The organism is Prevotella rectalis, assembly GCF_900607215.1.
Classification (GTDB): domain Bacteria; phylum Bacteroidota; class Bacteroidia; order Bacteroidales; family Bacteroidaceae; genus Prevotella; species Prevotella brunnea.
In genome coordinates, this window is record NZ_LR027820.1 from 1352927 (window position 1) to 1365443 (window position 12517).

The 12517-nt window shown below is 46.4% G+C and carries 10 protein-coding genes and 3 pseudogenes; 4 read left to right on the forward strand and 9 right to left on the reverse strand.

Going from position 1 to position 12517, the window contains the following annotated elements:
• Positions 1–32 precede the first annotated feature (32 nt).
• The 8 genes from traJ to E0E16_RS06970 all read right to left on the reverse strand — a co-directional run bounded on the left by traJ (position 33) and on the right by E0E16_RS06970 (position 7175).
• Positions 33–1070 carry a conjugative transposon protein TraJ gene (traJ, locus tag E0E16_RS06935; RefSeq protein WP_004358249.1) on the reverse strand — a complete coding sequence of 346 codons (1038 nt, stop codon included), beginning with the start codon at positions 1068–1070 and terminating at the stop codon, positions 33–35.
• A 51-nt stretch (positions 1071–1121) separates the two neighbouring features.
• Positions 1122–1751 (reverse strand): DUF4141 domain-containing protein, encoded by a 630-nt coding sequence (locus tag E0E16_RS06940; RefSeq protein WP_036926146.1) that lies wholly within the window; start codon positions 1749–1751, stop codon positions 1122–1124.
• 28 nt (positions 1752–1779) lie between these two features.
• On the reverse strand, positions 1780–4293 hold the full coding sequence (locus E0E16_RS06945; RefSeq protein WP_130829678.1) for a TraG family conjugative transposon ATPase: 2514 nt from the start codon (positions 4291–4293) through the stop codon (positions 1780–1782).
• Positions 4290–4625, reverse strand: a complete 336-nt coding sequence (locus E0E16_RS06950; RefSeq protein WP_130829679.1) for a DUF4133 domain-containing protein — start codon at positions 4623–4625, stop codon at positions 4290–4292. The genes E0E16_RS06945 and E0E16_RS06950 overlap by 4 nt, the downstream gene beginning before the upstream one ends.
• A 2-nt stretch (positions 4626–4627) precedes the next feature.
• Complete coding sequence (locus tag E0E16_RS06955) at positions 4628–4933, reverse strand: DUF4134 domain-containing protein (protein WP_130829680.1); 306 nt, start codon at positions 4931–4933, stop codon at positions 4628–4630.
• Positions 4934–5087: 154 nt separating this feature from the next.
• Entirely contained in the window at positions 5088–5861 is a 774-nt protein-coding gene (locus E0E16_RS06960; protein ID WP_130829681.1) for a hypothetical protein, read from the reverse strand.
• A complete protein-coding gene (locus E0E16_RS06965) occupies positions 5858–6385 on the reverse strand; it encodes a DUF3408 domain-containing protein (protein ID WP_130829682.1) in 528 nt (175 codons plus the stop codon). Before E0E16_RS06965 ends, E0E16_RS06960 begins: the two co-directional genes overlap by 4 nt.
• Entirely contained in the window at positions 6372–7175 is an 804-nt protein-coding gene (locus E0E16_RS06970; RefSeq protein ID WP_130829683.1) for a division plane positioning ATPase MipZ, read from the reverse strand. Before E0E16_RS06970 ends, E0E16_RS06965 begins: the two co-directional genes overlap by 14 nt.
• A 589-nt stretch (positions 7176–7764) precedes the next feature.
• Between E0E16_RS06970 and E0E16_RS06975 the strand changes: the two genes are divergently transcribed.
• The 3 genes and pseudogenes from E0E16_RS06975 to mobC form a co-directional block, all read left to right on the forward strand.
• Complete coding sequence (locus E0E16_RS06975) at positions 7765–8145, forward strand: plasmid mobilization protein (RefSeq protein WP_130829684.1); 381 nt, start codon at positions 7765–7767, stop codon at positions 8143–8145.
• On the forward strand, positions 8142–9422 hold the full coding sequence (gene mobB / locus E0E16_RS06980) for a conjugal transfer protein MobB (RefSeq protein WP_130829685.1): 1281 nt from the start codon (positions 8142–8144) through the stop codon (positions 9420–9422). Before E0E16_RS06975 ends, mobB begins: the two co-directional genes overlap by 4 nt.
• Before the next feature lie 68 nt (positions 9423–9490).
• Positions 9491–11266 (forward strand): annotated as a pseudogene (gene mobC / locus E0E16_RS06985) (conjugal transfer protein MobC); the annotation flags it as partial.
• A 16-nt stretch (positions 11267–11282) separates the two neighbouring features.
• On the opposite strand, the pseudogene E0E16_RS06990 reads toward mobC, so the two are convergent.
• Positions 11283–12314: pseudogene (locus tag E0E16_RS06990) on the reverse strand (IS256 family transposase); the annotation flags it as partial.
• A 73-nt stretch (positions 12315–12387) separates the two neighbouring features.
• Between E0E16_RS06990 and E0E16_RS14315 the strand changes: the two are divergent.
• A pseudogene (locus tag E0E16_RS14315) lies at positions 12388–12517 on the forward strand (IS256 family transposase); the annotation flags it as partial.

Consider the following 12517-nt stretch of genomic DNA (forward strand, 5'->3'; position numbering starts at 1 on the left):
CTGTTGATTAATTAAGCATAGTTGCTCCATTTCTATTTTCCTTTGAGCAGCGCTCCCTTGATACGTCCACCGACATTTCCCACAGCGGCACCTGCGCCTGCCATGGCAGCCTTGCCGCCGGTATATGCACCTTGAGCGCCACGCTGTGCAGTCTGGTTGACATTGCGTCCGTAGGAGCCGATACCGCCACCAGCTTCAATAATCCAACCTGCCACGGTAGGTACACAGAAGTAGCCTACAATACCGATAAGGAAGAAGACGATGTAATACCACGTTCCCGAATCAGGCAGATAGTTCGGATCGCTGAGCGCATCGATGTCTTTCTGCATCATCAACACCTGTATCTTGGTAAGCAGTGCCGTAAGAATAGAGCTGACAGGCAGCCACAGGTAGACCGATATATAGCGTGAGAACCATGCCGTAAGTGAGCCTGCAAGACCATCCCATACGGCTATGCCGAACACGATAGGTCCGAGTATCGAAAGGACAATCAGAATAAAGGTGCGAAGCGTGTCGATGATGAGTCCCGAAGCATGGAACAGCAATTCTAAAAAATCGTGTACCAATTTCATGACCCATTGCTTGGTCTGATAGGCGGCACGCTCGGCATACATACCCGCTATCGTCACGGCATCCTCTGGACCGATAATGCCCATTTCCTCTATCTTCTGGTCAAACTTCTCGTTGGACACCAAGTAGGCCGTTTCGGGATTGCGCAGGTAGGCTTCCTCCTGCAACTTGTCCCGCTTGGCAGTAAGTTCTGCAAGGTTCCCCTCCTGCTGGTGTACCATCATCTCCGTTCCCTGCACTACAGGCGAGAGAACGGCATTCATCGTACCCAGTACGACTGTCGGGAAGAACATGATGCAGAAGCCCAGCACGAAAGGTCGGAGAAGCGGAAAAACATCTATTGCCTCGGCACGGGCAATGGAAGCCCATACCCGAAGAGCAATATAAAAGAGTGCACCCAAACCCGCAATACCCTTGGCAATGCCTGTCATCTGGGCACAGAGGGGCATCATCTCATCGTAGGTGGAGCGTAGCAGCTCATGTAAACTGGCAAAATCCATAAGCAAAAGTGTTTTATGAAAGTTTTTTCAAGTTCTTTTTAGTCTGTGGAATTACCAGTACCTGCTTGCCGTGTTGCCGTAGAGTGCCTTGACAGAGGCAAGGTCGTTCTTCTCACGAGCACGCACATAACTCACGGAGATATTCTTCCTTGTATAGTACGACACCAAGGAGCGGTATTCACGTAGTGTTGTATAGATACGGTCTATCTGTTGCATGCGCTCGTGGTCGTTCATGGAGAAGACATTACTCTTGACGATGGACTTGAGTTCCTTCAGGCTTTCACCACTTTGCTCGAGTAGCTTGGTGTAGCCCGAAGCTATTGCGGCGAGTTCTGTCGGGCGGAAGTTCTTATCCGAGAGCATCTTCTTATACGAGGTGACATAAATCTCCGAGATGTCGCCCACCATAAGGATGCACTCTTTGACTTTGTAGGCATCTCCTATAAGGTTATTCACTTTCTTCAAGGCATCGTAATACTTTTTGGTGTCGTTGTAGAGTTTCTCCACCTCCTTGAATCCGTCCAAGGTATTCTTTACTGTCTTCGAGGCGGTGGCAATCTCCTTGACCGTATTGGCAATGTTGCCGGCAAAGTTACCGGGATCATAGACCGTCCACTGTGCGTGAGCTTTGGGAACTGAAAGGCTCAATCCTAAGAGAGCCATGAAAATGTACTTTTTCATTGTTGCTATAGTTTTGATGGTTTATTACTTATTTCTTTTTATTGTTTCTTTTCTCGTTGGCAAGTTGTCGGATAGCGGTCTCGATGTCGCCACCGATCTGTTCCGCACGCTGCATGACCTCTACCTTCTCGGTTTCCTCCGTGGTGTAGGTCAGGTATTCCTCCATGCTCACTTCTGTGGCATAGACTGCACTCTGCATACCGCCCAGACCTATCCACACCTCCTTGTAGAGTCGGTTCGGGTCATTGTTTTGATTGATGGAGAGTATCTGGCTCTTTTCCTTTTCCGAAAGACCGAGCATCGCCTGTATACCATCGAACTTGGTCATATACTTGCGCTGGTCGAGCAGTATCTTGCAGTCGGAGTTATTGATGATGCTCTCCTTGACAATGGGCGACTGGATGATATCGTCCACCTCCTGAGTCACGACAATGGCTTCCCCGAAATACTTTCTGACGGTCTTATACAAATATTTTATGTAGTCTGCCATGTTTTCCGAAGCGATGGCTTTCCACGCTTCCTCAATAAGTATCATCTTGCGGATACCCTTTAATCGGCGCATCTTATTGATAAAGGCTTCCATGATGATAATTGTTACCACAGGAAAGAGGTCTTTGTTGTCCTTCACTTGGTCAATTTCAAAGACGATGAAACGCTTACTAAGCAGGTCGATGTTCTTGTCCGAGTTCAGCAGGAAATCATAACGACCGCCACGATAGTATTGCTTCAATGTAGTTAAGAGGTTGTTAATGTTGAAGTCCGAGAGCGTTACCTTGATGTCACGCTTTTCCATATCCTTGCGGTACACGTCCCGCAGATACTCATAGAAGGTATTGAAGCAGGGAACGATGGTATGATCCGTCCTGATAAGTTTGATATAGGCATTGACGGCAGAACCGAGTTCGCCTGCTTCGGTCTTGGTGATATGTTCATCAGCACTTTTCCAAAGTGTAAGTAATAATGTGCAGATACTCTCCCTTTTCTCCACATCGAAGAAATTGTCATCGGTATAGAAAGGATTAAAGGAGATAGGATGTGCATCAGTATAGGTGAAATAGACCCCGTCCTCACCCTTGGTTTTGTGGTGGATGAGTTCACACAAGCCTTGATACGAGTTACCCGTATCAACCAAGAGGACATGTGCCCCTTGCTCGTAATACTGGCGTACCATGTGGTTGGTAAAGAAAGACTTACCACTACCCGAAGGACCCAAGATAAATTTGTTACGGTTGGTGATGACTCCCTTTTTCATCGGCAAATCCGATATATCCAAGTGGACGGGCTTACCCGAAAGGCGGTCTGCCATCTTGATACCGAAGGGAGAGAGCGAATCCTTGTAGTTCGTCTCAGCGGTAAAAAAGCAGAGCGCAGGCTCTATAAATGTATAGAACGACTCTTCCGCAGGAAAGTCTGCCGCATTACCGGGAATACCCGCCCAGTAGAGCGTTGCCGCATCAATGGTGTTATGACGAGGGTGGCATTCCATAAGAGCAAGTGCAGAACCCACGTCATTCTTGATCTGGCGAAGTTCTTCCTTATCGCTACTCCATGCCAGCACATTGAAGTGGGCACGGATAGAGGTCAGTCCCTGTGAGTGGGCAATATTGAGATACTCCTGTATCCACTCCTCGTTGATTTGGTTGCTACGGCTGTAGCGTGCCAGCGAGTGCATGTTTCTTGCCTGTTTCTCGAAGCGTTCCAGATTGGCATCGCTGTCCTCGATGAAGATATACTGGTTATAGATATGGTTGCACGGTAGCATCAAACCCACGGGAGCGGCGAAGGACAACCTGCAATCGGAGCGATCTGTGGAAAGCCGTTCATATCGGCTGTCCGTGCTCACACTTGTGGGCAAATCATCTGTATCGCTTAATGTATGTAAGCAGAGCATATTGTCGCCCACACGCACAAGGTCTGCACCCAGACGGATGTCCTCCAAAGAAGCGTGTCCTTCTTCCGAGAGGGAGAAATAACGGTCCAAGAGACCGCCTTTTTTCTTTGTACCTATCAATTCCTCTTCTGTCATGCGGACAATCCTTAGCTGCTCGGTATCGTTGATGATACGCTCGAACTGGTCTACGGCTTCCATAAACTTCATTACCTCATCCTTGTTAGTAATCTCCTTAGGCAGCAGATGTCCACGACAAAGCGAAGAGAAGTTGCTCTGCTGTGCCATACGCTGCTTGTTCGTCTTGGTAAGGAAGAGATAGACTGAGTGGTGGAGATACGGACGTTCGTTGAAATGCCTTTCAGAGGAACGGGCAAGGAAGCTCAGTCCGCCATCAGCGAGCTTTCCTTGATAGTTTTCCTTAATGAACCAGTCCTGCTTGTGTACGATGCTGTAATTGGGTAGCACTTTTATAGCCTTATGCCAGGCAGAGTGCATTGCTTCGTATTCTGTAGAAGTGACGGTGAAGAGTTCTGGCAGTTCCACACGGAAAGCAACCGTAATGTCTGCATCCTTGCTCACCATGCAGCCCTGCTCGATGGAGAGCAGTGGAAACTTCGACTCCAAGGTAGTTATCTTACTATTGTTTCTCATTGCTTCTTTCTTTTGGGTTGAAGGTTACGGATAAGGTGATAGACCGTCCGGCGGTTCAAAAGGTAGCGTGGGTGCATTCTCACGGCTTCCTTTTTCATGAGCCCATACTGCCCGTACTTTCGGTTCATGGCGAACGTTTGCCACACCACGAGGGTGGCACCCACTACGCCTATGACCAGACAGGCTATTTGGCTGACTCCGCAGAGGTAGAGCACGACCACGAGGATGAAGACAGCCAGCAAGCCTCCCGCAAAGAGGAAGAGGTACTGCGCCTTCAAGCCCTTGAACTCCACCGTCCGACCTACACCTTTGTTGATTTCCCACTCAGCCATTGTTACAAGAAGAAAGAACGTAGGATGGTGGCAGCCACGATGAGGAAGATGCACGCACCGAACCAAGAGGCGGCGGTCTTGCTCGTATCGGGGTCACCACTTGAGAACTTGTTATATACTTTTATTCCTCCGATCAAGCCCACCACGGCACCGATGGCATAAATGAGTTTTGTGCCAGGGTCAAAGTAGGAGGTTACCATTTTCGTGGCTTCGTTGATACCAGCCATGCCGTTTCCTTGTGCGTACGCTCCTGCGGTGGCTACCATCAGCAGGAGCAGCATCATTGTGATTTTCTTTTTGTTGTTCATTGTTCTTTTATTTTAAGTTGTTAAACGAATAGTCTTCTTTATGGTGGAGGTGGCAAGGGGCGGCTCGGTTTTATCGTATGACTGAAATTGCTTGATTGTTTTACTTTTGAGCCACCCCTTGAACACTGTACAATATGAACAAAAAACAATAGTTTTACAGATAGTATGACAGTGGACGCTCGCCCATATCGTCAGTTTCCGTCATCATATTGTCAGAAGAGTTCTTTCTGGAGGCATCGAAAGTGGACAGTTCATCTGTCTGCTCTTCTCTTTCCTCTGCGCTTCGGATTTTATCCAGCAGGATGGACTGTTCACCTTGCATTTTGGCGACATACTCCTTGTATTTCTCCATAAAGTCAGTGCCTTTAAGTTGACCGACAATTTCCTTGACCTCGGCATCATCTACCTCATCACTGTTCTTACGCCACTTTCTCATGCGACCTAAGTCACGTGCGAGGATAGATTGACTGGATACCTCGCCATCTTCAGATGCGGACTCAATGGGCAGACTCAGCTCCTCGCGAGCAACCTCGTTTTCGTCCTCTCTTTCCATCTCGTAGCTAACGTCCATCTCGTTATCCTCTTCCTTCATGTCATCTTTATTTTCGGAGTTTTGCGGTACAAAATTATTACTATTCTGCTTTGAATTTTCAGATGATGAAGCAGAGGGAGCTTGTGGGATAACAGGGGAAATGGAACGGCTTTTGCCAATCAGTACAAACTCGGCTTGATCTTCTGTTCCTTCTCCTTTTTGTCCGTCTTTTTTCTTCTTCGCTTCATTCTCCTTAGTCTGCTCATTGCACTTTTTATTTCTTTTGATAAGGACGCCGTACGGAGATACATACCGCATATAGAAGTACAGGATACCCAGCATTATCCAAATGATGATGAGTATCAGTATAAAACTGAAAAGTATTGTTTCCATCATAGTGTTATTGTTGTCTTGCGTCTTTGCTTTGCTGCCGCACTGTTGAGCAATTCCAAATGTTCACGCAGGTGTTCCCGAAGGATGTTGTCAATATATGCGGCTATGGAGACACGCTCACCCAAGTCCTGCAATACGTTGCGCAGATTCTGCAGCGTTTCCAGATTTATAGAGAAGGCTGTCCGCATTTGGGAACGGACGGGACGAAAGTACAGGGAACGGTAGTCCTCTATGGAAAGGGAGGGCACGCCGGGCTTTTCCATTTTCGGTTTCCTTTCCCGTTTCTGTTCCGTGTTCCCCGTTTCCTCTCTTTCTATTTCATCTACCGGTTTTTCTTTTGCTGTTTTCATTTCTTTCGTCTCTTCTAAATTATTGTCTTCCTCCCCTGATGTTGCAGGGGAGGACTCAGTATCCTCGGAAGGGTCGAAGGAGTTTGGTATCGTGACAGGTTTTACCACGACATTGTCCTCTGCCATTTTCTTCAGCTTGTTTTCCAGCTGTTGTTTTCTTTCCTCAATCGTTGCCATTTTCTGTTTTCGTTTTTAGTTTGAGACGTTGAATTATCTCATTGACGAGTTCGTCCAGACCCGTACCCGTTCGTAATCCCCTTGCAGGGGGCTGATAGGTAGAGCGGAACACTCCACGCAGTCCGTATGTGGAAAGTTCGTGAGAGAAGCGGTGCGTGGCATATACATAGCCGGGCAGGAGCGTGAGTTCGTATTCGTCGATGAGCTTTGTATATTCATCGATGATGATGTTCCTTACTCTTCTGTCCACCTTGTTCCAGAACAGGATAATGTCCTTTATCCGAGAGTCGGACATCGAAACTCCAATCTCCGTGATAGTCTTGGCGTATGCCAGACATGAAACCAGCGACTGAATGTCGGCCTCAATCGGAGAAAGGATATAGTCCATCTGAAGGGACAGTTCCATCAGTTCGGTTGTTCCAGCATGTCCCGGGAAATCAAATATAACCAACTGGTACTTCTCGTTGCTGATTCCGTCGATTTTACTTCGTGCAGTCCTGACGGCTTCCTTGGGTGCAGACTTGTAAATTCTGTATGCTTTTTTGCCAAGGTGATGAAAGTACTCCTGCATGGATTTGGAAAGCTCTTTGCTCTCCTGAACGATACTTTTCTCACGTTCCCTCAGTTTGTAGAAAGAGTCTTGCGACAGGTCGCAGTCCATCACGAAGAGGTTGATGCCTTGTTCGTAGTACAATATGCTGCTTACGATTTCGGCAAGCGTACTTTTTCCCACTCCTCCCTTTTGCGAGGAGAACCCCAGAAAGAGGGGGTGTTGTTGTTTGTTCTCCATAATGATAATTTCTTAGTTTATATTATTTGTCTATTTGATGTTTGGATGTTCTTTTATTCTTAAGAGTTATTAGCAGACAGTTTGTTTTGACTACATTTGGTTCATACGATAGTCCTAAAGAACGATTTCGAGTTCTTACAATCTGTTGTACTGACAATAGTTTGTCATGACAATAAATTGTTATGAATATGTATTGTTCCTTCTTATTATCTTTGGTGCAAGCAGACAGTAATATGATATGTCTTTTGCTTGTGACATCATACCATTGTTCGCTCGTTCTGACTGCAAAATAAATGATATTTCGGCTGATTTTATGACGCCTGTGAAATGCAGGGAAATGAAAGGAAAAAGAGTGAATGTCGCTGATAATGAGATATTTGAAAATCTGCCGTAACTTTGCAGGCAGATAGAAGATATAGAGATGTATTCTTTGAAACAGACACCCTGAAAGGTGGATGCTTCTATTGCATCATCTCTTGATATTGGCAAGGTGTGTCTTTGTCCGACAAACTCCGTTTTTGCCGACAAAGACCCTTGCCCCGAAGGGGAGAGAATTACTCCAAAGTCGTAATTACAAAAAAGAAAGACAATGAATGACAAGATTGAACGATGGGATAGATGGGACACCCGTCTTCCCAACCCAAAAGATCAGCAAAGGGCGATTGATTTGTTTCAACGTTCAGGCGCAGAAACCAAGTCGGATTTTGTGCGTGGTCGCATTCTTGGGGAGAGTTTCAAGGTGATTACGGTGGATAAATCCGCCGTGGAATACTACCGTAAACTCTCCGAACTGACGGCACAAATCCATAAAATTGGTGTGCTCTATAACCAAGCCGTGCGTACTATTAACAGCTATCATTCGGTCAAGACCGCACAGATTCTGCTTGAAAAGTTGGAGAAACTCTCGGCTCAAATCATTGCCTTGCAAGAACAGGCTATCCGTCTGACCATAGACTATCGCAAGAAATGATAGCGAAGATTTCAAGTACGGAAAACCTTGGAGGAGCACTCGGCTACAACTTCAAAAAGGTGGATAAAGAGGAAGCAAGCATTCTTTTTGCCCAAAACTTGTATCAAAACAAAGAAGGAACATATACGATGGCAGAGGTATTTGCCGATATGGAGGCTTTGATACCGGAAAAATGCCGAACAAAGAAGATGGTGTTCCATTGCTCGCTCAATCCACACCCGGACGAGAAACTATCCGATGAAACACTTACACAGATTGCCAAAGAGTATATGGAAGCACTCGGCTATGGCAAGCAACCCTACATCGTCTTTAAGCATAGTGACATTGCTCGTGAGCATATCCATATCGTTTCACTTCGGGTGGACAGTCGTGGACAGAAAATTAACGACAGGTTTGAGAAGCGGCGGAGCAAGAAGATTACCGATGCCTTGGAAAAGAGGTTTGGTCTCATTCCAAGTTCAAAGGTTAGCGAGAAAACCGTAACAGAAACGCCCAAGGTGGATACCACAAAAGGAAATATCAAAGAGCAGGTCGCAAGTGCCCTCCGCACGGTTCTGAAGCATTATCGCTTCTGTTCCTTGGGAGAATTGAATGCCATCCTTTCCGCATATAATCTTGCAGTGGAGGAAGTCAAGACGGAGTTTCGGGGAAAGAAATATGACGGACTGGTTTATGTCCCAACTGATGATAAGGGTGACAAGGTAAGCACACCCATCCATGCCTCCGACATCGGTCGTGGTGTGGGCTATACTGCCGTACAGAACAGGATACAGAAGTCGAAACAAACCATCAAACTACTGATACCAACCATAAGGAACAAGGTGTTACAAACAATGCGTACCTCTCCCAATACGGAGAAAGAACTTCGGCAAAGATTGGAGGAACAGGGGTTGCGGGTGGTTATCCGAAAGAACGAAAGCGGGCGAATATATGGCATCACGTTCATTGACGACAAGGAGGGCATTGCGCTTAATGGCTCCCGATTGGGTAAGGGATATGCCGCTAACGTATTCAATGGCTATTTCTCCAATCCAACATATAATCCGTTCTTAGATGAAACGCTGTATGGCAGTCCGTCTGCCCGTTTGGATCAATCTGCAACCGTTCACCCTTCGCAGCTAAATACGGAGGAAAGCGACAACCTTGTCGATGAACTGATCGAGGATATGGCAGATGGTCCTTTCCTATCTACGGGCAACGATGATTGGAAGGAAGCCGCATGGCAGCGTAAACTCCGTAGGCAGAGTAGGATAAAAATTAGACGAAGAAAACAATAAATAAAGGAGAATTTCCATCTCCTCTCCCTTCGGAGGGGTTGGGGGAGGCTCCCAAAAACAATACGATTATGGCACAGGAAGATGATTTAAGGGCATTGGGTAAAGTCATGGACTTTATGCGGGGTATATCTGTGATATTCCTTCTGATTAACTGTTATTGGTTCTGTTACGAAGCATTTCAACAGTGGCATTTTACGCTTGGTATCATCAATAAGATACTGATGAATTTCCAACGCACCACAGGATTGTTTTCATCCATCCTATGGACGAAACTCTTTTGTGTGGTATTTCTTGCTTTGTCCTGCCTTGGGACAAAGGGCGTGAAAGAGGAGAAAATCACATGGCAGAAAATTTGGGCAGTGCTTTTCTCAGGCTTTGTCTTTTTCTTTCTCAATTGGTGGCTGTTGGCATTGCCCATAGGAAAAATTGGAGCGGCTTCACTCTATATATTTACGCTTTCCGTGGGCTATGTCTGTCTCTTGATGGGTGGTGTATGGATGAGCCGATTGCTCAAAAACAATCTCATGGACGATGTTTTCAATACGGAGAACGAGAGCTTTATGCAGGAAACACGATTGATGGAAAATGAATACTCCATCAATCTCCCTACACGCTTCTACTATAGGAAGAAGTGGAACAAGGGTTGGATCAATGTGGTCAATCCTTTCCGTGCCTCAATGGTACTTGGCACGCCGGGGTCGGGCAAGTCTTACGCTATCGTGAACAATTATATCAAGCAGCAGATTGAGAAAGGTTTTGCCATGTATATCTACGACTATAAGTTCCCCGATTTGTCGGAGATTGCCTACAATCACTTGCTTCATCACTTGGATGCCTACAAGATAAAGCCGCAGTTCTATGTCATCAACTTCGATGATCCGAGAAAGTCGCATCGCTGCAATCCTATCAATCCTGCCTTTATGACGGATATATCGGATGCTTACGAGAGTGCCTACACGATTATGCTCAACCTCAACCGCTCGTGGATTCAGAAACAGGGGGATTTCTTCGTGGAGTCGCCGATTATTTTGCTGGCTGCCATCATTTGGTTTCTAAAGATATATGAGGACGGGAAGTACTGCACTTTCCCGCATGCCATTGAGTTTTTGAACCGTCCCTACGCACAGATATTTCCTATACTCACTTCCTATGATGAACTTGCCAACTACCTTTCGCCTTTCATGGACGCTTGGGAGGGTGGCGCACAGGACCAGTTGCAGGGACAGATAGCCAGTGCTAAGATACCACTATCTCGTATGATTTCGCCAGCTCTTTATTGGGTGATGACAGGTGATGATTTCTCGCTTGACATCAATAACCCTAATGAGCCGAAAGTCCTTGTTGTGGGTAACAATCCCGACCGTCAGAATATTTACTCGGCTGCACTCGGTCTATATAACAGCCGTATCGTGAAACTCATCAACAAGAAGAAGCAACTTAAAAGCTCAGTGATTATTGACGAGCTGCCGACAATCTACTTTCGTGGATTGGACAATCTGATTGCCACTGCACGAAGTAATAAGGTGGCGGTGTGTCTTGGCTTTCAGGACTTTTCACAGCTCACTCGTGACTATGGGGATAAGGAAAGCAAGGTGATACAAAACACCGTGGGTAATGTGTTCAGTGGTCAAGTTGTGGGCGAAACTGCCAAAACACTCTCCGAGCGTTTCGGTAAGGTACTCCAGCAACGCCAGTCCATGACCATCAACCGTAACGATAAATCCACCTCTATCTCCACACAAATGGACAGTCTTATCCCTGCAAGTAAAATTTCAAACCTCACACAAGGTATGTTTGTAGGTGCTGTATCCGACAACTTCGATGAGCGTATTGACGGTAGTGTCCTTAAAAGTGTGTAATTCATCTTTCCTTTCTCTGTACTTCCACTGTTATTTTATTCTTTTCTTTCCAGTTCTTGAATTGATATATTCTCCTTTCATATGTCGTCTTTGTTTCCTCCATCGCCACGGCCGCCAGGAGGAAGATGACGGACTTCTCTGATGGCATGGATGTTCTCATTTGGATGGTTCTCCTGTACTTCCTGTTGAGCCTTTCAATCCAGTTGGTCGTATATATGCACCTCTGCACTTGGGCCGGGAAGTCCATATACGTGAAGTAGGCACAGTTGCGTTCGGTCTTGTACTTTCTTAGTGCAGGATATTTCCTTTCCCATTTCTCGACAAAGGTAATGAATTGTTCGTATCCCTGCAAGGAATTCATCTCGTTGTTCTCCAATTGGAACACCTCACTGAGCTGCTGCGCCATTACTGGTTTGTCTTTATGTGATGCGCCGCTGAGTATCTGTCGCTTGACGTGTGCCACGCAGAACTGGTGTGCGGCACCTGGAAAGGCTGCACAGACGGCATTCTCTATTCCTTGCAATGCATCGGAAACGACTAAGTCTATCTGTTCGACGCCTCTTTGCTTCAAGGCCTCAAGCTCGTCTTTCCAGCACAGAGCCCCTTCTGTGGGATGATTGACAACCGTGAGCACCTCCCTGCTGCCGTCTTCCAATACCCCCAGAATGGTATAGTAGGCCTCCTTGGACACCTGTCTGTCCCTACGGGTGGAAATAAAGGTGGCGTCGATATAGACGGCTAAATAGTGGGAGGAAAGACTACGGCAAAGCCACCGTTCGACGTCCTCACGGCAGCTACCGGCAAGATGCGATACCTGCTGCTTGCTGTAGGAACGACCATAGACGCAATTGGAAATCTCGCCTATCTGCTCAGTGGTAAGACCTTTGGTGTAGAGGAGGTTGAACAATTTGGCACGTTCCTCGCTTTCGCTGCGTATCAACCCTAAGAGAATGGGATAGAAGTTTCCGCTACGACTGCGCGGAATACGGAGCGAGAACTCAAAGCCGTGACTGTACCAACGACGGGAACGGAAAGGTACTGTCCTATAAAAGTGTGTAAGCTTCTTTTTTCTTATCTTTGTATTTGAAAACTATAAAAAAGGAAAAATGAAACTTACACATTCGCAAATTTCGGAAATTATTTCGAATTACACAAGCAGCAGCGAGGGTTTTGTTACCCTTCAGTCATTAATCATGAACTCCCTGATGTATCATGAACGAGAGTTGTTCGTCAGCA

What these genes read in the sequence shown, in the direction of transcription:
- E0E16_RS06950 (WP_130829679.1), bottom strand. Translation starts at nt 4,625, where the DNA reads ATGGCTGAGTGGGAAATCAACAAAGGTGTAGGTCGGACGGTGGAGTTC.
- traJ (WP_004358249.1), bottom strand. Translation starts at nt 1,070, where the DNA reads ATGGATTTTGCCAGTTTACATGAGCTGCTACGCTCCACCTACGATGAG.
- E0E16_RS06960 (WP_130829681.1), bottom strand. Translation starts at nt 5,861, where the DNA reads ATGATGGAAACAATACTTTTCAGTTTTATACTGATACTCATCATCATT.
- E0E16_RS06945 (WP_130829678.1), bottom strand. Translation starts at nt 4,293, where the DNA reads ATGAGAAACAATAGTAAGATAACTACCTTGGAGTCGAAGTTTCCACTG.
- mobB (WP_130829685.1), top strand. Translation starts at nt 8,142, where the DNA reads ATGATAGCGAAGATTTCAAGTACGGAAAACCTTGGAGGAGCACTCGGC.
- E0E16_RS06955 (WP_130829680.1), bottom strand. Translation starts at nt 4,933, where the DNA reads ATGAACAACAAAAAGAAAATCACAATGATGCTGCTCCTGCTGATGGTA.
- E0E16_RS06965 (WP_130829682.1), bottom strand. Translation starts at nt 6,385, where the DNA reads ATGGCAACGATTGAGGAAAGAAAACAACAGCTGGAAAACAAGCTGAAG.
- E0E16_RS06975 (WP_130829684.1), top strand. Translation starts at nt 7,765, where the DNA reads ATGAATGACAAGATTGAACGATGGGATAGATGGGACACCCGTCTTCCC.
- E0E16_RS06970 (WP_130829683.1), bottom strand. Translation starts at nt 7,175, where the DNA reads ATGGAGAACAAACAACAACACCCCCTCTTTCTGGGGTTCTCCTCGCAA.
- E0E16_RS06940 (WP_036926146.1), bottom strand. Translation starts at nt 1,751, where the DNA reads ATGAAAAAGTACATTTTCATGGCTCTCTTAGGATTGAGCCTTTCAGTT.